Source organism: Mesorhizobium sp. Cs1299R1N3, from assembly GCF_037179625.1.
Classification (GTDB): Bacteria; Pseudomonadota; Alphaproteobacteria; order Rhizobiales; family Rhizobiaceae; genus Mesorhizobium; species Mesorhizobium salmacidum.
Genome location: NZ_JAPYKQ010000001.1, coordinates 804,736 through 825,944, shown reverse-complemented (window position 1 = coordinate 825,944; position 21,209 = coordinate 804,736). Strand labels below are relative to the sequence as shown.

At 61.0% G+C, this 21,209-nt stretch carries 19 protein-coding genes; 7 read left to right on the top strand and 12 right to left on the bottom strand.

All coding sequences use genetic code 11. The features are described 5' to 3' along the window. Window positions 1-57: 57 nt before the first annotated feature. Window positions 58-810, bottom strand: a complete 753-nt coding sequence (locus O7B34_RS03815) for an SDR family NAD(P)-dependent oxidoreductase (RefSeq protein ID WP_027142850.1) — start codon at window positions 808-810, stop codon at window positions 58-60. A 321-nt stretch (window positions 811-1,131) separates the two neighbouring features. On the opposite strand from O7B34_RS03815, the gene O7B34_RS03810 reads away from it, so the two are divergent. After that, window positions 1,132-2,427 carry an O-antigen ligase family protein gene (locus O7B34_RS03810; RefSeq protein ID WP_337144930.1) on the top strand — a complete coding sequence of 432 codons (1,296 nt, stop codon included), beginning with the start codon at window positions 1,132-1,134 and terminating at the stop codon, window positions 2,425-2,427. 361 nt (window positions 2,428-2,788) lie between these two features. On the opposite strand, the gene O7B34_RS03805 is transcribed toward O7B34_RS03810, so the two are convergent. Next, window positions 2,789-4,045, bottom strand: a complete 1,257-nt coding sequence (locus O7B34_RS03805; protein ID WP_337141960.1) for a polysaccharide biosynthesis/export family protein — start codon at window positions 4,043-4,045, stop codon at window positions 2,789-2,791. 84 nt (window positions 4,046-4,129) lie between these two features. Then, window positions 4,130-4,807, bottom strand: a complete 678-nt coding sequence (locus O7B34_RS03800; protein WP_337144929.1) for a sugar transferase — start codon at window positions 4,805-4,807, stop codon at window positions 4,130-4,132. 600 nt (window positions 4,808-5,407) lie between these two features. Here O7B34_RS03800 and O7B34_RS03795 point away from each other — a divergent pair. Further along, window positions 5,408-5,683, top strand: coding sequence for an exopolysaccharide production repressor exox (locus O7B34_RS03795; RefSeq protein WP_337144928.1), 276 nt, complete (start codon window positions 5,408-5,410; stop codon window positions 5,681-5,683). 23 nt (window positions 5,684-5,706) lie between these two features. On the opposite strand, the gene O7B34_RS03790 is transcribed toward O7B34_RS03795, so the two are convergent. The 6 genes from O7B34_RS03790 to O7B34_RS03765 all read right to left on the bottom strand — a co-directional run bounded on the left by O7B34_RS03790 (window position 5,707) and on the right by O7B34_RS03765 (window position 11,525). After that, on the bottom strand, window positions 5,707-7,551 hold the full coding sequence (locus O7B34_RS03790; protein WP_337144927.1) for an ABC transporter ATP-binding protein: 1,845 nt from the start codon (window positions 7,549-7,551) through the stop codon (window positions 5,707-5,709). Continuing rightward, window positions 7,544-8,521 (bottom strand): serine kinase, encoded by a 978-nt coding sequence (locus tag O7B34_RS03785; protein ID WP_337144926.1) that lies wholly within the window; start codon window positions 8,519-8,521, stop codon window positions 7,544-7,546. The genes O7B34_RS03790 and O7B34_RS03785 overlap by 8 nt, the downstream gene beginning before the upstream one ends. Beyond that, entirely contained in the window at window positions 8,518-10,440 is a 1,923-nt protein-coding gene (locus tag O7B34_RS03780; RefSeq protein ID WP_337144925.1) for a lasso peptide isopeptide bond-forming cyclase, read from the bottom strand. Before O7B34_RS03780 ends, O7B34_RS03785 begins: the two co-directional genes overlap by 4 nt. Further along, the gene (locus O7B34_RS03775) at window positions 10,437-10,829 is read right to left on the bottom strand and encodes a lasso peptide biosynthesis B2 protein (RefSeq protein WP_245262077.1); all 393 of its coding nucleotides are present in this window, start codon (window positions 10,827-10,829) and stop codon (window positions 10,437-10,439) included. Before O7B34_RS03775 ends, O7B34_RS03780 begins: the two co-directional genes overlap by 4 nt. Before the next feature lie 109 nt (window positions 10,830-10,938). Then, window positions 10,939-11,238: a PqqD family protein gene (locus O7B34_RS03770; protein ID WP_337104494.1), complete on the bottom strand. Its 300-nt coding sequence runs from the start codon at window positions 11,236-11,238 to the stop codon at window positions 10,939-10,941. Between the two features lie 134 nt (window positions 11,239-11,372). Beyond that, on the bottom strand, window positions 11,373-11,525 hold the full coding sequence (locus O7B34_RS03765; protein WP_084636520.1) for a lasso peptide: 153 nt from the start codon (window positions 11,523-11,525) through the stop codon (window positions 11,373-11,375). A gap of 434 nt (window positions 11,526-11,959) precedes the next feature. Here O7B34_RS03765 and O7B34_RS03760 point away from each other — a divergent pair, with 434 nt between their 5' ends. The 5 genes from O7B34_RS03760 to O7B34_RS03740 all read left to right on the top strand — a co-directional run bounded on the left by O7B34_RS03760 (window position 11,960) and on the right by O7B34_RS03740 (window position 17,266). After that, complete coding sequence (locus O7B34_RS03760; RefSeq protein ID WP_337144924.1) at window positions 11,960-13,090, top strand: nucleotidyltransferase family protein; 1,131 nt, start codon at window positions 11,960-11,962, stop codon at window positions 13,088-13,090. A 65-nt stretch (window positions 13,091-13,155) separates the two neighbouring features. Beyond that, window positions 13,156-14,178 carry a glycosyltransferase family 2 protein gene (locus O7B34_RS03755; protein WP_337141953.1) on the top strand — a complete coding sequence of 341 codons (1,023 nt, stop codon included), beginning with the start codon at window positions 13,156-13,158 and terminating at the stop codon, window positions 14,176-14,178. A gap of 297 nt (window positions 14,179-14,475) precedes the next feature. After that, window positions 14,476-14,877 carry a hypothetical protein gene (locus tag O7B34_RS03750; protein WP_337144923.1) on the top strand — a complete coding sequence of 134 codons (402 nt, stop codon included), beginning with the start codon at window positions 14,476-14,478 and terminating at the stop codon, window positions 14,875-14,877. Window positions 14,878-15,025: 148 nt separating this feature from the next. Continuing rightward, a complete protein-coding gene (locus O7B34_RS03745; protein ID WP_337144921.1) occupies window positions 15,026-15,886 on the top strand; it encodes a family 16 glycosylhydrolase in 861 nt (286 codons plus the stop codon). A 48-nt stretch (window positions 15,887-15,934) separates the two neighbouring features. Then, window positions 15,935-17,266 (top strand): UDP-glucose dehydrogenase family protein, encoded by a 1,332-nt coding sequence (locus tag O7B34_RS03740; RefSeq protein WP_027142864.1) that lies wholly within the window; start codon window positions 15,935-15,937, stop codon window positions 17,264-17,266. Window positions 17,267-17,532: 266 nt separating this feature from the next. On the opposite strand, the gene O7B34_RS03735 is transcribed toward O7B34_RS03740, so the two are convergent. Genes O7B34_RS03735 through O7B34_RS03725 form a run of 3 tightly spaced genes read right to left on the bottom strand, consistent with a single transcriptional unit; the run spans window position 17,533 to window position 21,192 of the window. Continuing rightward, entirely contained in the window at window positions 17,533-18,681 is a 1,149-nt protein-coding gene (locus tag O7B34_RS03735; RefSeq protein WP_337144920.1) for an acyltransferase family protein, read from the bottom strand. A 34-nt stretch (window positions 18,682-18,715) separates the two neighbouring features. Continuing rightward, complete coding sequence (locus O7B34_RS03730; RefSeq protein ID WP_027142866.1) at window positions 18,716-19,690, bottom strand: glycosyltransferase family 8 protein; 975 nt, start codon at window positions 19,688-19,690, stop codon at window positions 18,716-18,718. Beyond that, window positions 19,687-21,192: a lipopolysaccharide biosynthesis protein gene (locus O7B34_RS03725; RefSeq protein ID WP_337144918.1), complete on the bottom strand. Its 1,506-nt coding sequence runs from the start codon at window positions 21,190-21,192 to the stop codon at window positions 19,687-19,689. Before O7B34_RS03725 ends, O7B34_RS03730 begins: the two co-directional genes overlap by 4 nt. Between the last annotated feature and the right edge of the window lie 17 nt (window positions 21,193-21,209).

Sequence of the window (21,209 nt, the reverse complement as noted above, 5' to 3'; positions counted from 1 at the left end):
GCTTCGTCACGCGGAGTTGTAGTTGGCTCGCGCCAACTCGGAACTGCCTCGATCGGCTCAATAAGTGGCGCGGCCGCCCGAAACGTCAAACACGGCGGCCGTGGTGAACGAGCATTCCTCCGAGGCGATCCATGAGATCAGCGCCGCCACCTCCTCGACCTCGCCGAAGCGAGCCATCGGTATCTTGGACAGCATGAAGTCGATGTGCTCCTGGCTCATCTGCTTGAAGATCGCTGTGCGTACGGCGGCCGGCGTCACGCAATTGACCGTCACCTTGGTCTTGGCGAGCTCCTTGCCGAGCGACTTGGTCAGGCCGATCACCGCCGCCTTCGATGTGCTGTAGGCGGAAGCGTTGGGATTGCCTTCCTTGCCGGCGATCGAGGCAATGTTGACGATGCGGCCATAGTTGCGCTCGAGCATGTGCGGCACCAACGCCTTGTTGCAGTAGAAGACGCCGTTGAGGTTGATGTCGATGACCCTTTGCCAGTCCTCGGCCGAATAGGACCAGGTCGTCATGTTCGGCCCGGTGATGGCGGCGCTGGTGACCAGTATGTCGACGCCGCCGAGGGCTTCGATAGTCGATTGTGCGGCGGCCTCCACACTTGCCGCATCCGCAACATCCATCATCACCCCATGCAGGCCGGGAATAACGGCTTTCGCCTGTTCGATCTGTGCGGGATCGCGATCCCAGACACTGACGCGCCCGCCTTCGTCGACGATCCTCTGCGCCACCGCCAGGCCGATGCCCGAGGCGCCGCCGGTAATCACCGCCGCGCGGCCGGCGAAGCGTCCCGCGAAATTCATCGGCATGTGATTCCCCCCTGTCCATCTTGGCTGAAAGCCGATCTATGTGATGGCCTTTCCATCCGAGACTGTGAGGTTACCGCTAGCCGAGTTCAAGTCGGTATGCGGTCGGATCGTCTGGGCCAACACCGGCCGGATTGTGGTTGTGATCTCTCGGCGATCGCCGCGCTGTAAGACAAGGTGACCGGATTTGCCATTGAGCATGGGGTGCGATAGGTTATATTGCACTGCACAATGGAGACGCCGTTTCTTGCACGCCCTTGTTTGCGGATATGCCGGCTGGTTTGCGACCTGCCGGTCCCGGGTCGTGTCGACGGGACCCTTTAGATGAAAATTCCCAAATCCCTGATCGTCGATCCCGAGAAGAATTCGGTCTATGGCAGCTTTGCCGTTGCCGTCTCGATCTGGGCGTTTTCCTATTCCGTCATTTTCGGCCAGGTGCTGATCCTGGCCTATTATGCCGTCTGGCTTCCGCTCATCCTGGTCGACCACCGCCGGTTCCTGCGGCAACTGTCCAGTGCCTGGCTGCCGCTGCTCTTCGTGGCCTATGTCTGCTTCTCCGTGTTCTGGTCGCAGGCGCCCGGCGTCACCGCCAGAACGGCGGTCCAGTACTTTTCGCATATCGCCTGCGCCTATGTCGCGGCGCGCACCGTCAGCGTGCGCACCCTGACGATAGGCGCCCTGGTCGGCATATTCTTCGTCCTGATCTATTCTCTGAAGGTCGGTGGCTATTCCGAGGACGTGCTCGACGGCACCTATAATTTCGTCGGCGCCTTCGCCTCCAAGAACCAGATCGGTTTTGTCGGCTCGCTCGGCATCTATTTCTCCGTCGTGTTCCTTGCTTTTCTGCGGCGTGGCCGGCTGAGCTTCATGCTGACCGTGCCGGTCGTGCTTTTGTCGGCCTATGTGCTGGTCGTCTCGCATTCCGCCACCTCGATGGCCTCGATACCGGCCGTCCTGGCGCTTATTGCGCTGCTTGCGATGAGCAAGCTTTTGTCGCGGCGTTATCGCCGGGTGATCTTCCTGATCGGCGCCGGCATGATCGTCGTGGTGGCTATTGTCGCCCTCAATCTCGGGCTCATGGATTTCGTGCTTGGCATCTTCGGCAAGGATTCGACGCTCACAGGGCGGACCTATCTGTGGGAGCAGGGCTGGGACGCCGCGCAGCGCTCGCCGATTCTCGGCGTCGGCTATGCCGCCTATTGGGTGCAGGGTTTTGCCGAACCCGAGCGGCTTTGGAACGAATTCTACATCGCCAGCCGCACCGGCTTCCACTTCCACAACACCTATGTCGAGGCCCTTGTCGAACTCGGCTTCACCGGGGCGGTGCTGATATCGCTGATCTTGCTGCGCACGCTCTATGGCCACGTCGCAGCGGTGATCTTCAAGAGGTGGCAAGCCGAATCGGTGGTTCTCTTCGGCGTGATGGTATTGCTGCTCATCCGTTCCTTCGTCGAGGTCGAGACCCTCAACCCTTACATCATGGGCTCCTTCCTGATGTATTTCAGCTACTTCAAGCTGGCGCGGCTGCCTGTTACCCGCACGCGACGGTCCCCGGCCATCGAGCCGGCGAATGCGAAGGGCGGAGAGGCCTGGCCTCACCGTCCGACGGCGGCCGAGTAACGATGAGGTTCGCTGGATAGAGCCGTTCCAGGAAAGTGCGTAGCGGTTTTCCGTCCGGCGCTAATGAATGTCGCGCAAAGTGACCTCGGCTTTGCGACAACGGCATGCATCAAGCAACAGCCTAAAGCGCCGCATGAATCCGTTTCGACGCGACACGCTTTGGGTAAAGCTGGAGCGGGCCAGAGCCATTCCAGGAAAAGAACGTGAGACGGTTCTCCGCCCGGTGTCGCGTCAACAGCCGTTCTGGTTTCCCGGTGTAGGAAATCCTGCCAGCAAAAACCTCCGCCCGGCAGGCCAGGCGGAGGTTCAAAGTCTTTGCGTTATGGATCGGACGCGCCCGGCCGCGCGAACTTCCGCTTTCCTACTGGCTGGCCAGCGGTGCCAGCTTGATCTTGATCACATCGCCAGGCAGCACCGGTGTGTCTTCCTTGGCGGCGATTTCGCTGGTCTTGCCGTCGACATTGCGCACCAGCGAATAGAGCAAGCTAGGCTGCTGGTCGTTGGTGATGGCGGCCGTCGTCGCCGGATCCGTGGCCTGGGTTATCAGGCCTTTTTGCATATTCACCTTCAGCGCGGCCTCGTTCAGGTCGGCTTCGGTTTGCTGCCGGTCGACGGCAAGCTTCGAGCTCAAGGTGTTCTGGGCGTCGATGGCGTCCTGCGTCGCCTTGCTGATCGCCTGCTTGGCGGTGAGGATGGCCGTCTCATAATCCAGGATCTTGCCCTGCAGGTCGGTGACGGACTGCTGAGAATCCAGAAGTCTCGCATTGGCGACCAGGCCTTTCTGGGCAAGCGGACCGATGCTGGTCAGCTGTTGCTGCGCCAGGTCGACCTGCTTCTGCTGGTTGACGATCTTCTTCTGCAGCGATTCGATTTCGGCCTGCAGCACACCCTTGAGATCGTCCAGCGCCTCGAGCTTCAGCTTCAGCGCCTTCTGGTCGGCTGTCAGGATCGTCATCTCGTCATTGACGATGGTCGGCAGCCGCGGATCGCCCTCGACCTCCTTCGGCGCTTCGAAGCTCGTCTTGCCAGCCATATCGGCGTCGATGCGGGCGCGCTTGACGAGCAGTCGCACGCGCAGGTCGTCGGAGATATCGAAATTGCCCTTGGCTGTGACCAGGTCCTTGCCGAGCTGGGGACCGTAGTCGGCGTTGCGCCTGATGCCGCCGGCGACGCTGATCGCCTTCAGCACCGTAAGGTCGGGCACATAGGGAAATTGGCCGGGGTTCTGCACTTCGCCCGAAATGTAAAACGGCCGGAATTGTGCCATTTCGACCGAGGCTTCGGGCTTGTCCGACAAAGCGAGCTTGTGCTGCAGCGCCTCGCCGATCGCCGCGGCGATCTCCGCCGTGGTCTTGCCGGCCGCCGGCAGTTCGCCGACGAAAGGCACCGACAGCGTGCCGGCCGGACCGACCGTGTATTGGCCATTGACCGACGACCAGTCGCGGAACGCGCTTTCGACGGTCTGCCATTCGGCAATGCGGATGGTGAGCTTGTCCTGGGAACCCAGACGGTAATCGTCGGCGGCGGCCAGCTGGGGGAAAGCGAGCGACATCGCAAGGCACGTCGCCACGAGCCGCGAGCGGCCGGAAAATGGGCCGCTGCCAAAGGCTTCCAACATGTCTATCTTCAACTGAACATTCCGATCCGTTTTAGCCCCATCGCCCAATGAGCTTGCCGCCGGATGCCTGGGTCAGCCGGCCGATCAATAAGAGCCGCGTGACATCCAGACGGCCGGTACGGTCCTGATGATGATGCGAACGTCCTCGAACAGCGACCAGTTCTCGACATAGTGGCGATCGAACGCGACGCGGCTGTCATAGGAAACGTCGTTGCGGCCGCTGACCTGCCACAGGCCGGTCAGGCCGGGCCGGGACTTCAGATAATAGACGGCCGCGCTGCCGTAGATTTCCAGTTCGTCACGGACCACCGGGCGAGGCCCGACCAGGCTCATGTCGCCCTGGAGGATGTTGATGATCTGCGGCAACTCATCGAGGCTGAGCTTGCGCAGGACCGCTCCGACGCGGGTGACGCGTGGGTCGTTCTTCAGCTTGCGGGTCGCTATCCATTCCGCATTGGCCTCTGGATTGGTCGCAAGATAGGCAGTCAGCACCTTGTCGCCGTTCGGAACCATGGTGCGGAACTTGAGGCAGGAGAACAGCCGTCCGCCGCGCCCGATTCGGCGGTGACCGTAGAAAATCGACCCGCCATCGGAGAACTTGACGAGCAACGCTATCATGATGAACAGCGGGCTGAGCGCGATCAACCCAGCCAGCGAGCCGGCGATGTCGAAGCTCCGCTTGATGAGGCCGCCGATCGGCGGCGGAAAGTCGGTGTCAGCCTGCGAAAAGTCCGCCGTGGCCGACTTGGCAATATCCCTCATACGGAAACTCCATGCGTTGAACGAATGGTTTACCGCACGATACCAAAAAAATGCTGCAGCGCAACACACAATTTCCAACCCTCTTGAAATAGTCGCGTCATGAATTGACTAAATAATAAGCTCGCCCTGCACAAATTTCGAAATCTTTAGCACATTTGTGACAATAAATGGGCAAGGATAAAAAAATCGGGACATTTTTGAGGCGATTCCTAGGCGACGCGTTCTCGGGGCGAGGGCCTGGAGCATGTCAGTGCTTTAGGAAGATGCCATATTCGAAACTATTCACCTAAAATACTGCTTAATATTATAGATTGTACTCGCAGCTTATGGCGGCTGCAGGTTGAGTGAATTGCGATCGTGTGCGTTGCAGCATGGCAGAGTCGAAGGCGTAAGCTCAATCAAAAATATGTGCGGTTGGCCTTGCCGCCTTCTGCTCGCCTTAATAGAATTGCAAATTATACCTGTCATAGTGACGACAGGTTGAAAGGCCGGAAGCAACCGGTCGGCAGCGGGTGACTCAACAAGCCCGCATGACAAGGGACGGCGCTCGGGTGGGGCTATCGTTGGATATGACCCGAGCCGGTTTATGGGCTATTGGGTATGTCGCTTCCAAAATTCATCGTTGGGATGCTCTTCGCGCTCGCGATCGTCGTTGCCTGGTCCTGGCTAGGTGGGGCTTCGCTTGGCACGACACTGATGCGCATCATCATCTGCGCCGTGGTCATCCAGGCCGGTTATTTCGCGGTTGTTTATGCCATGATCGCCAATAGCGCGCCGACACCAGCCGACAGGCTGCGCGAAGCCGAGAGAAAGCAGAACTCCACCGAAGTGCCCAAGGGCGAGAAGCTTGGCAGCGCTCGGCGAGGCCTGCATTAGATCCCACGGGGATATCACCGTCCTCAGGCCACATCGGCGGGTTCAGTCTCCGATTGTTCTCCCGACAGCATCCGGGACAGCCGGCTCCCCGGCTTCGCCTTCAGCCGCTGATATTGCCCGACTTCCACGACACGGCCCCCTTCCATTGCCACCACCCAGTCGGCGAAGGCAATCATCGATGGCCGGTGCGCGATGGTCAGGATCGTCATCGCGCCGCGCAGGCCGTCGATCGACCGGGCGATAAGCGACTGGTTCTGCCAGTCGAGCGCGCTTGTTGCCTCATCCAGGATGAGCAGCGAGGGTTTGCGCAGCAGCGCGCGCGCCAGCGCGATGCGCTGACGCTCGCCGCCCGAGAGGCGTACGCCGCGGTCGCCGACCACCGTCTCCAGTCCCAGGTCGAGCCGTTCGACGAATTCGCCGGCGTGCGCGGCGCGCAGTGCCGTCCACAATTCGTCGTTGCTGGCCTGCGGGGCGGCAAGCCGCAGGTTCGCCGCGATCGTGTCATGCAGCAGGAACACGTCCTGCGGCACATAGGCCACCCGATCGCGCCAGCGGCGGCGATTGCCGGCATCGATCTCGACGCCATCGACGAGGATCTTGCCGGCGGTCGGCTCGAGCAGCCCGAGCAGCATGTCGGCGATCGTGCTCTTGCCTGATCCGGACGGGCCGATCAGAGCGGTGACCTTGCCGGCCGGGAGGCCGAAGGTGATGTCGCTCACCACCGCCTTGCCGGCGCCGTCGTCATAGGCGAAGGAGACATCACGAATGTTCAGCCCCGTATCGAGCGACAGCTTGCGGGCGTCCCTGGGTTCGATATGGCCCGGTTCGCGCTCGGCGTCGAAACGGGCCTGCAGGCTACGCATTGCTGTGTAGGCGGGCAGGTTGATCAGCAGCTGCTGGGCCTGCGTCTGCATGTCCATGAAGCGCGGCGCGATCCGCATGAAGACCAGGAGCAGCACGACGATCTCGGCCAGCGACAGGTGGAAGCGGACCAGCGCCACGTAGATGAAGACGCTCAAGCCCACGACGCTCGCCACCTGGAACACGGCTGTGCCGATCGAAGAATTGCGGACATAAGCGATGTTGTCGGCCTTCATCTTTTCGAGCGTGGCCTGCAGCTGCGCGAAATAGTTGGCCTCGACATTCAGGCTCTTGGCCACCTTGATGCCGCCGAGAAATTCCGAGACCGTGCGGTACTGATCCTGGCGGTTGGTCGTCAGGATCCGGCCGAACGCGGTGGCCCGAGAGCGGAACGGCTGCAGCGCTATGAACATCACAATGCCGATGACAACGGCAAACGCCGTCATGACCGGCGAGATGAACATGGAAATCACGAGATAGCCCGCCAGCAGCACGGCGATCTGCACCAGCATCAGCAGGGAAAAGGCCGCCCCCTGGACGCGGTCTATGTCACCGGTCAGGGCATGGTCGAGATCGGAGCCGCGCATGCGCGTGAACACGCCCCACCGCGCCTTGCCGATGCTCTCGAACAGGTTCATGCGCAAGCGGTTGATGAAATCGAAGAGCAGCCTTGCCATATAGACCGACTTGAAGCGGTTGAAGGCTGCCTGCACGGCAACAAGCCCGACCAGCGCACAGAGCACCGTGGTCAGCTGCAGCGTTCCGCCTGGCACCAGCCAGCGCACAAAATCAATGTTCGGCAGCCTGACCGCGAAATCCTGGTCGGCGCGGCCGACCAGATGCAGCAGCGGCACCAGCAGCAGGATGGAGATGCCTTCCGTCAGGCTGCCGAGGATCAGGAACAACAGCGCCGTCCAGGTTCGCCGCCCGCCGATCTGGGCAATGACGGCACCGAACGCCGCGACATCGCGAAACAGCGACAGGCTGAAGACCGATGACCTAGGCATCTCCAGCCAGTTCCTTTTCGATCAGCGCCACGGCCTCGCCGATCCTGTCGATGCCCGTCGGAACGTCCAGCCGGCACACGCCGACATGGTTAGCGATTGCTGAACATTGGCGAAGATGCATCGCCGCGAAATCGCCGGAGAGTGCGGCGCGGCCAAACCGCGTCACGTAGGAGAATTTGATGATGGCAGGCAAGGCGGCGATGTGAGGCAAGGGGGTGATCCCAGCCCTTTCGCCGCGCTCGAGGATGTAAATCCTGGCCGTCGGCACCTTGTTGCCGGAGAAGGCGCCGTGCAGGCGATGCTGCAGCTTCTCGATCGCGGGATGCACTTGCGGCCGCACGTGCGCCTGCCCAAGCGAGATCGCCGCCGCGGCATCGGCGGCAAGCTTGATCTGCGGAAACCCCGGAACGATCATCGGCTGGTTCGGGTCTGCCAGGTCGATCGCCACGACGTCGTCGGTAAGCAGATCGTGTCCGGCCCGGACCAGCGCGCTTGCCGTCGTCGATTTGCCGGCGCCCTTGTCGCCCATGAAGATGGCGCCCCTGCCGGTCAGCGCAATGGCGCTGGCATGCAGAACCAGCAGGCCGCGCTGGTGCAGAAGCAGCGCCAGCACCGGCCCCAGCAGCGGGAAGGCAAGCAAGGCGTCGTCGACGCCGGGCGCCGGCTGGACATCGATGCGGCGCGCGTCGCTGATCAGGAATGCGCCGACGGCCTCCCAGGCCAGATACTGCCGGCCGGGCTCGAAGCGGAAGACGGTCGCGGCCTCCGCCGAGGGCTTGGGCATGTCGATCGGGCCGATGGCGATCTCGATGTCGGCCGCCGCCGGTTCCGCCGGCTCTAGTTCGGGCAGTGACACATCGGATGCGATGATCAGGCCGTAGGCGCGGTAGTAACGTCGTTCTCCCGCGATCCCGCCGCGCTGGGCAAGATGGTCGAGATCGCCGCCGAACGGCTCATGGCGAGACATCATGCGGGGCTCCCGCCATGCTGGACCTGCCGCAGCCACAGCGACAGTGACGCCGAGCGCCAGACATACTGGACATCGAGCGGTGCCGCCTGGTCCGGCTGGCGCAGCAGCCGCGCATAGGCGGCGTTTACTTCCGGCAGGTTGACATAGGGCGCGATGCGACCCGCATCGCTAACCAGCAACTGCTCCAGCAGGTCGCGATGATTGCGCACCATGCCGTTGACGAGATTGGCGGTGAAATCGATCTTGTCGCGCCGCCATTGAACCGCCGCCGGCAGGATGCCCTCCATGGCCTGGCGCAACACGTAGCGGCCAAAGCCGTGACTGAGCTTCCGCTCGCCCGGCAGCCCCAAGCAGAATTCGACCAGCGGCTTGTCCCAGAACGGATAACGCGGCTCGACGCCGAAATTGGCGGCGGCCTTGTCCAGAACCTCGAAAGAATGCGGGACATATCCGTTGGACAGGATCCAGCGGTGGCTGAGCGCGTCGCTGGCCTGGATGCTGGGCGGCATATAGGCGGCTCGGTGGAACCGGTCGATGAGCTCCGTTCGCCGGGCAAGGTCCGGATTGATCAGGTCGCGCCAGCTCCGGCCACGCTGCGATTTGGCAGGCCTGCGTATCCTGTTCAGGGCTCGGTTCCCCAGCTGCCTCAGCCTGGCGATGCGCCAGGCCGGTCCGTAAATGGTGAGAAACTGGAAATAGAGGCCGAGCGTGCTGCCGCCATAGGTGTTGGAGGCGCTGCGGACCTCGCGCCAGAGGTCCAGCCATCGGCCGCCGTTGGCAAGCTCGTGCAGATGGCCATGTCCCTGCGAAACGACTTCGTCGCCGCCATGGCCGTCGAGCAGCACCTTGATGCCCTTGGCGCCCGCCGTCCGGTAGATGCCGCGGGTCAGCGTCAGGCCCGGCGCCAGGAAGGTGCCTTCCTGCTCCTCCAGTACTCGTTCGAACTCAGCGAAAGGCGCATAATTGCCGACAGGGATCAGCGTCGGATCGGCCTTCTGCTGATCCAGCACCGCATCGACGAAGGAGCGCTCGTCCATCGACGAACCCTTGTCGAAAACCAGTGAGAAGGTCGGCAGCTTCGGCTTGCGCCCGGCCGCATTTTGCAGCCCGGCCACGCAGGCGATCGAGGAGGAATCGAGGCCGCCGCTCAGCATCGCACCGACCGACGAACTTCCCCGCATGCGATTTCGGACCGCTTGCGAGAACAGATGGGCGAATTCTTCCGCGGCATCAGACCGCGGCGCTCGCTGCGATGGCTCGATCTGCCAATACCGGCGCAGCAGCAGACGTTGCGCGGTGACGGTGAGGCTGTGACGCGCCGGCAGGGCGAAGATGTCGCTGTAGGGCGTGGATTGCGGGCCGTCGGCAAGCCCGGCCAGGAATCCAGAAATCCGGTGCTCGCTAAGGCGCGCATCGACCCCGTCGAGGTCGAGCATTGGCCCGATCTCGGAGGCAAAGGCAAAGCGTCGCTCCGCGGCGTGGTAGTAGAATGGCTTGACCCCGAAATGGTCCCTCGCGCAGAACAAAAGTTGCCGCTCTGCATCCCAAACGGCAAAGGCGAAATCGCCTTGCAGATGCACGGGGCAGGCTTCACCCCAGCGCAGATAGGCCCGCATCAGCAATACCGCATCGGCGACTGAGCTGTCCCTGATACCGAGCCTGGCGAGCAACTCGTCGCGGTTGTCGAGCCGGCAGTCGGCGGTGATGGCCAGCTTGCCGCCGGCCATGGTCAGCGGGCCGGGGCCGGGTTCGTCGGTCGTGTTCAGCCAGGCGTGGCCAAGCGCGATGCCGCTGTCCTGCCACCATGAGCTTCCGTCTGGGCCACGATGGCGCATGCGCGCCAGCATCTGCTGGATGCCGCTCGCCGCTTCAGCCGGCGCGGGGCCCTGTCGCAGCAGGATTCCGGCCACGCCGCTCATCGGCTGCCGTGGTCGACCAGATGGGCGAAACCATCGACGGATCCGCCAAGCACGATGTGGTTGTCGCTGACCAGCCAGGCATGCGCCTTCAATTGCTCGCCCGTGCCGCGCTCGATGCCGATGCGGACATTCGAGGCATTGCCTTGGCGCGCCAGGAGGTATTGGCCCGAAAGCGCCTGGGTCAGGCATGTGGCGCCCGGCACCAACCGTGCGGCCGCTGCAACCCCCCAGGCGACAAGCCGCAACTCGCCCATGCTGGCACATTGGCGCGCGTTGAGCCGTGTCACCATCCCGCGGACGCGGTTGTAGGAGAACAATGTCAGCCCGAGCCGGACGGCCGCGACCACCAGCAGGCAGCGGCACAGGAAAAGCGCTTCCGAGCCGCTCAAGGACAAAATCCTGGCCAGGCGCCGCCCGCCAGGCCGCTGCTTCATCGGCCGGGGATGTCTCTGTGTCACAGGTCTTTGCTGCGGAACCATGGCCATTTGCGACACCTGCCTAGACGAGGGCCTCATGCTCAAGCCTCGCAAGCCCGTTTTCCATTAAGCCTTTCAGCAATGCATCGACGTCGGCCTTGCAGCGTTCGGCGTCGACATTGTAGCGAGCGAGAACCGCGCTGCGGATATCGGCGATCGATTTGGATTCCTGGATCAGTTCCCAGATGAAGGCCCCGACACCGTTGAGGCTGTAATAAATATTGGATTTCAGGTTGAGAAGCGCGAGGCCATTGCCGAATTCGCAAGCAACGGCGTCCTTGGTGGCCCTTACGCAATCGTGCTCGGAGGGGTTCCAGTTCATCCTAAAACCTCGTTTGCAACACACGGCTTACACGTCGTCGGTTCAAGGCGGAAAGTCGGGGATTTTCATCCCCGGCTCCATTTTGGTCTTGGATGCTGGAGGCCCAACGTCACTCCTCCAGCATCAGGCTGGTCTCAGGAGAAAGTCAGGTCGCCGATCGGGGTGTGCGCGGGAAACGACGCGTCGAGTGCCGTGCTGCCACCGCCGCCCTGCGTAATGGTTTCAATTGAACCATGTACCGTCAGGTTTGGCGTTTCATACTCATGCTTTTCAACATTCTGTTCCATTTTACTCTCCATTAGGACTTGAAACGGCCTGTCGATTGCCGTCAGCACTTTAATGCTGCATTGCAATAGCTGCACGGCAACATTTATGAGTCAAGCCTCATTTACCTTGCGTTAATCAATTATGGGTTGCGGACGTCACCCGGTATAAGAGACTCGCCTCTTTTGATATAAAGCCGCGTGCAATCGCCGCTTGCTGCTACAAGCCCTGTAAACCTTTGATTCTACTGTTTTAAGGGAAAATAACGCAGGCGATTGATTTTAGACAACACTAGACTATATCCCTCTTTGAACTGACCGCCGCCGATAGCCCGGCGGTCGCAAAATTTTGCACTGCGAAAGGAAAGGCTTTACGGCGCCGCGGTTTTTAAGGATGCTTTGCTTCGCAGTTGCAGCATAGCGCGACGCGCAAACCGTTTTTGGAGACTGTGCGCTCAATGGCCTTGCCGGAAAGCTCTTATGAAAGATTGCGCGCCACGGACTGCGCCAATGAGATCGCCTATGTGCAGGCCTGCTTACGATTGTATTTCGCAGGAACGGCCGCCTCGGCGGGCGAGGTATCGCCGCCGGGCCTTTCCGTCGCTGTCGTCACCGATATCGCCAGGCTCAACAAGGTCGGTACCTTCGTTCTGAAGGTGCTGTCGCGTGCGCCGGCGAATGAGAGGCCGGCCGAGCTCGTCCAGTGGCTTGAAACCTATCGTAGAAGGACGGTTTCGATGAACGCCGCCTGCCTGATGGATTCGATGGCCGTCAACGAGGCGCTGCTCGACAGGCGGATTGATTTCGTCTTCCTGAAAGGGCCGTTCCAGCAGCATCTGCTTTACGACGATCACTTCATGAAGCCTGCGGGCGATGTCGACATCCTGGTCTCGCCGGCCGGGTTCTCGAAGGCACGCGACGTGTTGCGCTCGATCGGCTACGAGGTGTCAGGCAAGTCACGTTCGGTCTGGTGGGTCCGCTTCCTCGGCGAACAGCACATGGTTCGCGGCAATGGGCCGAAATCATCCACGGTCGATCTTCATTACCGGCTTCAGCAGCCCGGCTCGCCCAGCCCCCGCGATGCCGACGGGTTCCTGCGGCGAAAACGGCTGGTCGAGATCACCGGCGCCGAAGTCCCCTTCACGTCAGCCGCCGACACCTTGATGCTGTCCTGCATAAGCGTCGCCAAGGCCCTGTTCAACCGCGAGCCCTGCGCCGGCTATGTCTGCGATATCAGGGCCAGCGCCAGCCGACTCGACGAGGCTGATCAGCAGCGTGTGCTCGATGCCGCGGTGAGCCAGGGACTGGAAGACACCTTGCTGCTCGGCCTGCGCGCCGCCGATGTGCTGCTGGGCGGCACCGGCACGCTTCTGTCGGAGCGGGCCAAGCCGATCCTGTCGCGCATCGGCAATGAGGATCTGCTCAACATGGTCATTGCGCCATGGCTGTTGTCGCTGCGCTGGCCGCAGCGGCGGACGGTGTTGTGGGAATTGTGCGGGCGGGCTCCCGTCCGCTATCTGGCTGAGGTTGGCTGGGCCGCGTCGGCGGACATCAGCCGCCGCATCTTCGAACGGCCGGCCAGTCCATGATGGCAGTGGGTATCGAACGGGTACAGGGCGAGGGCAGAACGGAACCTGTGCAAGAGGCAAATTCCATGTCGATGACGAAATCCCAGGTCTGCGTGATCATCGCGGCCAAGAACGCGGCGCGCACCATCGCGGTCGCCATCGGATCCGCGCTGCGCGAGCCGGAAGTGGCGGAGGTCGTCGTCGTCGACGACGGCTCTACCGACACTACGGCCGAGGTTGCCCGCTCCGCCGATGATGGCAGCGGTCGGCTTACCGTCATGCGCCTCGACGTCAACCGCGGCCCGTCCTTTGCCCGCAATGCCGCGATCGCCCGCTCACGAGCGCCGTTCGTCAGCATTCTGGACGCCGACGATTTCTTCCTCGAGGGCCGGTTTCGCAACCTGTTTGCCGGCGCCGACTGGGATTTCGCCGCCGACAACATCATGCTTATCAGAGATGACGCGACCGGTGACGCGACCAAAATCGTCGCCCCGGATTTTGCCGCCGATCCGGAATTCCTGGATTTCGAAAGCTTCGTGGAAGGCAACATCTCCAGACGCCGGGTGCAAAGAGGTGAACTCGGCTTCTTGAAGCCCGTGATCAGCCGTGCCTTCCTCGACCGCCACGGATTGCGCTACGACGAAAGCCTGCGACTGGGCGAGGACTATGAGCTTTACGCGCGGGCGGTCGCCCACGGGGCACGGTTCAAGGTCATCCGCTCTTGCGGTTACGGCGCCATCGTGCGCGCCGATTCGCTCAGTGGCCGCCACAAGACGCAAGACCTGAAGCGGCTGGCCGATGCCGATCTGGCGCTGCTGGCCATCGACAGCCTGCCGGAAGGGTCCAAGGCGGTACTGCGGCGGCACGAGCGGCATGTGCGCGACAAATACCGGCTGCGCAATTTCCTCGATGTGAAGGCCGAGCGAGGCCTGGCTTCGGCCGCGGCCTACGCCTTCGCAAGCCAATCCAACCTCATTCCCATCGTCCAGGGGGTGGCATCCGACAAGCTCGAGGCGCTGTTTCGCAGTGTTGGCCTCGTGTCCAGGAACAAGCGCGTGCCGACGCTGCGTTTCCTGATGGACGGAACCAGCACGGGCAAGGGACGGTAAGGCGCGGGACCGTCCGGTGTTGCCTGCCGCCCGGGAGCGTGCCACGCAAACCATTTCGATCGGATTTATGAGTTTACGAATTGGGTGGTTGCCTCGCGGCTCCGGGGATGGCAGTCTATGTTGCGGTGCAGCAAATTGAACGGCCAGCCGAATTGGCCCCCGGTCGGACTGGTCCGAAGTCTCTCTTCTTCGGAGAGGTGGACGCGGTACGAGTTTTTCAGCCCCGGTTGCGGGGATCGGCCAGTGGCCCGGCCGGAAGCCGGCCCGGAAAGCCGGCGATGACGGGAATTTAAGCTCATGGCCTCGATATTCGGCTTCAGATCAAGGGATCCTATCCGCGACAGGCAGACAGACGTTGCGCGTCTCGACCGGCTGGCGAAGCTGTTCGAGCAGGTCGCGGCTGAAATCGATGCCGAGAAAACCAGCCTGGAGAGCCGCTACCGCAAGGAGGCGACCAACACGGCCTTCCCGGTCGAAGCCGTGGAAAACGGTTCCGCCTCCGACCGCCGCTCGTCCGAGGTCAGCGCGCTGACGCAGTCGATCTTGAACAGCGAGCGCCGTATCGCGGCACTGTCGCGCCAGGGCGGCATGATGCGCGAGCTCCGTCATTCGCTGGATGCGGTCTTCGACGAGAATGCGGCCACCGATTCGCTGGCCACGGTCGCATCGGCCTGGCGGGCAGGAGCCGGCCGGGGGTGAAGGCGGCGGCGCGGGACCGTCACGACGGAGGTGATGCAAGACTGGAGGAAGTCGGGAGGGTGATTGAAGAGGTCAAGGTTGGCCCGTTTGGAGGCAGTTCAAACGTCGACTTTGGGTTGGGGACGCACAGCGCAAAGGTGAGTTTGTCATGAATTCGGATCCCAAAATCATGTCCACGACAGCAATCGACGCCCCCCTGCATTTCGGCTGGTGGTCCGGCCTGGCCGTCGCTTTGCTGCTCGCCGCTCTTGGCAGCCTGCCGGCAACCCCGTCTCATGCGCAGGATGTCCAGTCCGCGCCCTCTTTCGTCGACGACTTCAAGAGTTTCGACCACGAGCGCTGGTACGTTTCAGATGGCTGGACAAACGGCAGCCATCAGAATTGCACCTGGTCGAAAGGCCTGGTCCAGCTTTCCGACGGCGTTCTTTCGCTCGGCTTCGCGAAGCAGAAGACCAAGGATCGTGAGTTCGCCTGCGGTGAGGTACAGACCAAGCAGCGCTTCGGCTATGGTACCTATGAGGCGCGAATGAAAACCGATACAGGCGCCGGCCTCAATGCGGCCTTCTTTTCCTATATCGGCCCGTCCGACAAGCAGCCCTGGGACGAGATCGATTTCGAGGTCCTCACCAAGGACACGTCCAAGGTGCAGGTCAACGCCTATATCGCCGGCAAGGGCAAGAACGAGAAGCTGGTCGACGTGCCCGGTGGCACCGACAGTGCCTTCAACGACTACGCCTTCGTCTGGGAGAAGGATAGTCTGCGCTGGTACCTCAACGGCCAGCTTGTGAACACCATCACCGATCCTGCGAAGCTGCCCAGCCATGCGCAGAGGATTTTCTTCAGCTTTTGGGGCAGCGATACGATGAAGGGCTGGATGGGAACGTTCGCCGATCCGGGCCGCAAGCTTTCGCTGCAGGTCGAACGTGTCGCCTTCACCGCGCTCGGCCAGCCCTGCCAATTTCCGGAATCGCTGGTGTGCAGTATAAAGGAGTTGGGAAAGACGAATTGAACCGGCAGGGCCGAGAAGAGGCCCGCTGCCTGATGGGAATCAAACCGCATGAACTTGACGGTGTTTGGAATTGGCTATGTCGGCCTCGTGCAGGCGGCGGTGCTTGCCGAGGTTGGACACCAGGTCGTTTGCGTCGACATCGACGCAAGCAAGGTGGAGCGGCTCAACCAGGGCCTCGTCCCGATCTTCGAGCCAGGCCTTGAAAGCATCGTCAGGGAGAATCACGCCGCCGGCCGCATCAAGTTCACCACCGATGCGGCGGCCGCCGTCAGGCATGGCGAAATCCAGATGATAGCGGTCGGCACGCCGCCCGGCGAGGACGGTTCGGCCGACCTCAAATACGTGTTGACGGTCGCCGAGACCATCGGGCGCGAGATGGATACCGCCAAGATCGTCGTCGGCAAGTCGACCGTGCCGGTCGGCACCTGCGAAAAGGTGAAGGCCAGGATCGCCGAGACGCTGAAGAAAAGGGGGCGCGAGGATTTGCGCTTCGATGTCGCCTCCAATCCCGAATTCCTCAAGGAGGGCTCCGCCGTTGCCGACTGCATGAAGCCCGACCGCATCATCGTCGGCACCAGCAGCGAGGACACCGAAGCGGTGATGCGCGAACTCTACGCGCCCTTCAATCGCAACCATGAGAAGATGATCGTGATGGACGTGCGGAGCGCCGAATTCACGAAATACGCCGCCAACTGCATGCTGGCGACCAAGATCAGCTTCATGAACGAGATGGCGAACCTCGCCGAGCAGCTCGGCGCCGATATCGAGGAGGTGCGCAAGGGTATCGGCAGCGATCCGCGCATCGGCTACCACTTCATCTATCCGGGTCTCGGCTATGGCGGCTCGTGTTTTCCCAAGGACGTCCGCGCTCTGATCAAGACCGCCGAGGGCGTCAAATTCGACGCCAAGCTGCTGCGCGCCGTCGAGGAGCGCAACAACGACCAGAAATCCGTCCTGTTCGACAAGGTGCACCGCTATTTCAAGGGTGATCTCACGGGCAAGACCTTCGCGCTGTGGGGCTTGGCCTTCAAGCCCAACACCGACGACATGCGTGAGGCGCCGGCGCGTGTGCTGATGGAAGCGCTTTGGAACGCCGGCGCGACCGTGCAGGCCTATGACCCCGAGGCCATGCAGGAATGCCAGGCCATCTATGGGCTGCGCGACGACCTGATGTTGTGCGGCACCAAGGAAGCGGCATTGCGCGGCGCCGATGCGCTGCTGATCGCCACCGAATGGAAGAATTTTCGCGCACCGTCCTTCGATGCGCTGAAGGCTGCACTGACCACGCCGGTCATCTTCGATGGCCGCAACCTCTACGATCCCAAGGTCGTGGCGCGCCACGGCATCGAATATCACTCGATTGGCAGGCTGGTGGCGTGAGCAGCTGAATGCAATCACGACAGCTGTTAACCCGGCGTTGTGCGCTCCGCGCTCTGGGCAGTTTGCGCGACATGCATCAGGTCGACGGAAAATAGGCCAGCTTGATTGGATAGCCGGCTTTGAATTCGTGTAACCCCGTGCAACGTCACCAACACGCCCTCACTCCAGCTGAGCAGCGCGTCATCGTGGTGTGTGAATTGAGGCGATCATGTCGATCGCTCGACGCTCACGGGGCTGGCCACCACGCCACTTCAATGCGACGCGCTTTAGGCGGTTCGGGGCTTGGCCGAAAACATCTTGTTGAGATTTTGCACAGGGCTATCGACCATTCTTCGGAAAATGTCAGCTACCAAAAGCGACACTACAAGAACCATGGGCAGGACGATCCACACAGGAGCACCAATCAACGTACCTATTTTCGCGACAGCGATGAGCACAGTGAAATGAGTGAGGTACAATGGGTAAGATATATCCCCCAGCCATATCAGCGCCGGCTTATCGAGGAAACGGCTACTCCCGAGCGAAGCGAACGCCATAAGAATTATGAGGCCAGCACCAACCCCGGAGGAGATGTGGCTGAAAAGTAACCCGTCATAGATGATCCATCGAGCCTCCAGAAGAAGAATTCCCATGGCCCACATCAACGCAACGACAACGATTGGATATTTGGCGATAGCTGTTTTCAGTGTGTCTCGATAGACGGCCAGGAAAGCTCCGCCGACAAAGATCGGGATATAAATGGAGGTCTGCAGAAGAGACTGCGTTACGCTGCTGGCGGTAAGGCTAAATGCTTCGGGCCAGATCGCCCCGGGCACCAAGAGGACCAACGACAAAGTTATCATGGCCTTTGGAAATTTCAGAACGCCCCAGACTATGAATGGCATCGCGATGGATATTCTTATCTCGTGTACGAGAGACCACATTATGGGCGATAGCGTCATATGTTGGGTCAGTCCTGTCATCAACAAATGACCCACGACGGACTTGATTGAAATCGCACCAGGTGGCATGTGCTGGAGCCATTCGCTGTATCCATCTCCGATGGGTTGAACGAAAAGAGCCTTTGATGCAATTATTGCCAGCAACAATGCGACGGCAAAGGGCATCCAAATTCGCACTATTCTCTTTGCGGCATAATTGGCAAAAGAATCCCGTGCCTTGAGAATAGCCAACGTCAAGACAAAGCCGCTTAATATGAAAAACACCAATACCGCTTCGTGCCCGCTCCAGAAGATGTGGAGCGGAGAATAGGTAATTGCGTTTTCCCAGCGCCAGGTGAAATGGCGTGTCGCGTTTGGGTCTGCCCACACAAGCAAATCGATACCTGGAATGGCCAACACCAAGTGGCTCGTTAGTACGACGATAGCTGCAATTCCACGAATTGCATGCAGGGAATTGAAGCGGTCTTGAGTCAATATTCGCGCCCTGAATTAATCGACATAGCGGCGGTTATCTAACTGCGAAGAAGTCCCGCTTGACATAGGCACGAAATGCCCGGCGCTGGGATATTCGAGTGCGAGCGCCCCGAAGGGTTGAAATTCTCGCACGCAGGCCGGGTGTCGGCTGCGGCGCGTAAGGTTCGACTTTGAAGACCGACGCAAGCTCCGGAAAGCGCTCCATGAGATCGGTATAAGGCTTGTGGAAACGCCATCCCCATGGCGGGACGGCAGCCTTCCAAGGTTTGGCGGGGCCGGTGAAATGGATGATCTTTGGCGCGAGAATTCCGTGGCACTTGAGCTTGGCGTAGACATTGTGGAAATTATAGGCCGGCGAGAGCGGTTCGACATTTTGCTCAAAGACGGCATTGAGTGCACTCTGGTCGTGCCGAATGAATGTGTCGCCGTTGCTGAAGAATGCGTTTAACGCTTTGGGACCATAAATGGCCCAAGTGTCCCGGTTGCATGCCAGCACTCCGGAGTTGAAGTAGCTCTGACGCGTGGCTCCCGCCAACACATCGAAATAGCCTTTAGGATTAAGCCCCAATCTATCGTCGGGATCGAGCCAGGCGCTACCCCTGCCGGCCGCGATCCAACCGTCCCGGACCCGATGCCGAACGAGCGGCGCAATGTCTCCAACGATTTGGATATCGCCATCAAGATAAACGATGTTGCGATACTGCGACGGCAAATGGTCGGCTATCACGAGCCGCGCCAAAGCGGTGACTGGCACGTGGTTCTTGGCAAACGCCACGCCATCCGGTGGCACATAGGACGTGTCGGGCAGCGCGATGAAGGATATCGCCCGACCTGCACGGTTCTGAAGTGTGTCGATCAGTGCTGGATCGACACCGACCGTGTAGATCATGATGTCGGCCAACGCGTCGATGCCTTGCGCCGTCAACTGAAGTGCCGCCAGGAGTGACGGACCGAGATATCCGTTGTCGGTCACGAAGACGACCGCGGTGTCGTGCTTTTTCCCTGTCATGCCCACCGTCCAAGCAGGCGTGCGCCCCTGCCCATCAAAAGCCGCTTGCCCAGGGCAATCAGTTCAGTTTCGGGTCCTACAGGTCGTCGCATCAAATTCCACTGCAGCAATTGCGCTGCGGCAAAAGAGATCGCTCCAATGGCGATCTGTGACGCGAGGTTCAAAATCATCTCGGACGTTTCGACGCCGGATGGAAGCGCCGACCGAGAGACGAGCACGGCCGCGATCATGACTCCGGCACTTGCCAGGCTTCGCAGATTTGGGCGCACCTGTGCCAGGTAGCCAATGCCGGTGAGTTGCCGCACGACCTGAAGATTGAAAAAGATGCCGATGACCCCCGCCACCGCTCGCGCGATTGCCACGCCGGCAAGTCCACCAAGCCAAAGTCCGACGATGACCGAGGGGACGCGCAGGATGAATGCCTGAACGTCACGCTTGAACAGCAATCGCGTGTCGCCCGTCGCCATCGCCAGCGGTTGCGCCAGGCTTCCCAGGGTTTGAATGGCAAACACGGCAGACAACGCCTGGATCACGATTACGGCGGGAAGCCACTTGTCCGTCATCGTCAGCCGGACCAATGGTTCGGCAATCAGCGCCATTCCGACACCGACGGGCAAGGCGATCATCGTGACGAGCGCTTGCGACGACTGGTAGACTTTCTCCAGGCCGCCGTCGTCACGGTTCTTCACATGGGCGAATGCAGGAAACAGCACCGAGGTCAAAGGAGCGATCGCCTCGCGCGTCGGCATGGCGGCGAGATTGTCGCCCACCGAATAATATCCAAGCGGGGTCTTGCCGAGGAAGGCCCCGATCAGCAGGTGGTCGAACCGCCAGTTCAGTGTGTTGATAGCCTGTGCAAGAGTCAGCCAGATGGAATAGCCGAACATCTCGCGCCAGTGCCGCAAGCCGGGCTTTGGCTTGAAGGGCGCGACTACATAGGAAATGACGAGGCCAGTGAAATCCGATGCCAACGTTCCCGCAACAAGCGCCCAGTAGCTTTTGAAGATGAACGCGAACACGGCCGACACGATGAGCCCGACAAGCTTCTGGGAAACTTCGACCAGGAATTGCTGCCAGAACACCAGGTCGCGCGTGAGGAGAATTCGACGCGGACTGCCAAGCCCTGCTATCAGTGTCGAAATTGCCAACGCCGCCAGCACCGGCGGCAAGCGCGGTTCCGCGAACGCCGATTCGGCCGGCATCGCGACGACCATAAGCATCGCGGCGACCGCCGCGGCACGCACCGCGCTTAGCGTCCAGGCGGTATCAAGATGTTCCTTGGTGGGATTTGGATGATGGATGAGCACAGCGCCGATCGAAATTTCGGTGACTGAGTTCAAGATCGCGAGCACGGTCCAGCCGAGGGCGACAATTCCGAAATCGCCGGGAGTGAGCAGCCGCGCTAGGACAAGCGTGCTTACCAACCCCAGGAGATTGGTGATGAGCCGAGCCGCGGTGATCCATGCCGCGCCCTTGGCCAGTCTTCCCTTGATTCCATCCACGCGCCGGCGCCTCCAGT

Excerpts from the sequence above, each read along its gene's own strand:
- O7B34_RS03755 (WP_337141953.1), top strand. The coding sequence starts at position 13,156 with ATGTCGATGACGAAATCCCAGGTCTGCGTGATCATCGCGGCCAAGAAC.
- O7B34_RS03795 (WP_337144928.1), top strand. The coding sequence starts at position 5,408 with ATGTCGCTTCCAAAATTCATCGTTGGGATGCTCTTCGCGCTCGCGATC.
- O7B34_RS03730 (WP_027142866.1), bottom strand. The coding sequence starts at position 19,690 with ATGACAGGGAAAAAGCACGACACCGCGGTCGTCTTCGTGACCGACAAC.
- O7B34_RS03760 (WP_337144924.1), top strand. The coding sequence starts at position 11,960 with ATGGCCTTGCCGGAAAGCTCTTATGAAAGATTGCGCGCCACGGACTGC.
- O7B34_RS03770 (WP_337104494.1), bottom strand. The coding sequence starts at position 11,238 with ATGAACTGGAACCCCTCCGAGCACGATTGCGTAAGGGCCACCAAGGAC.
- O7B34_RS03785 (WP_337144926.1), bottom strand. The coding sequence starts at position 8,521 with ATGATGTCTCGCCATGAGCCGTTCGGCGGCGATCTCGACCATCTTGCC.
- O7B34_RS03790 (WP_337144927.1), bottom strand. The coding sequence starts at position 7,551 with ATGCCTAGGTCATCGGTCTTCAGCCTGTCGCTGTTTCGCGATGTCGCG.
- O7B34_RS03745 (WP_337144921.1), top strand. The coding sequence starts at position 15,026 with ATGAATTCGGATCCCAAAATCATGTCCACGACAGCAATCGACGCCCCC.
- O7B34_RS03815 (WP_027142850.1), bottom strand. The coding sequence starts at position 810 with ATGCCGATGAATTTCGCGGGACGCTTCGCCGGCCGCGCGGCGGTGATT.
- O7B34_RS03780 (WP_337144925.1), bottom strand. The coding sequence starts at position 10,440 with ATGAGCGGCGTGGCCGGAATCCTGCTGCGACAGGGCCCCGCGCCGGCT.
- O7B34_RS03810 (WP_337144930.1), top strand. The coding sequence starts at position 1,132 with ATGAAAATTCCCAAATCCCTGATCGTCGATCCCGAGAAGAATTCGGTC.
- O7B34_RS03750 (WP_337144923.1), top strand. The coding sequence starts at position 14,476 with ATGGCCTCGATATTCGGCTTCAGATCAAGGGATCCTATCCGCGACAGG.
- O7B34_RS03765 (WP_084636520.1), bottom strand. The coding sequence starts at position 11,525 with ATGGAACAGAATGTTGAAAAGCATGAGTATGAAACGCCAAACCTGACG.
- O7B34_RS03805 (WP_337141960.1), bottom strand. The coding sequence starts at position 4,045 with ATGTTGGAAGCCTTTGGCAGCGGCCCATTTTCCGGCCGCTCGCGGCTC.
- O7B34_RS03740 (WP_027142864.1), top strand. The coding sequence starts at position 15,935 with ATGAACTTGACGGTGTTTGGAATTGGCTATGTCGGCCTCGTGCAGGCG.
- O7B34_RS03800 (WP_337144929.1), bottom strand. The coding sequence starts at position 4,807 with ATGAGGGATATTGCCAAGTCGGCCACGGCGGACTTTTCGCAGGCTGAC.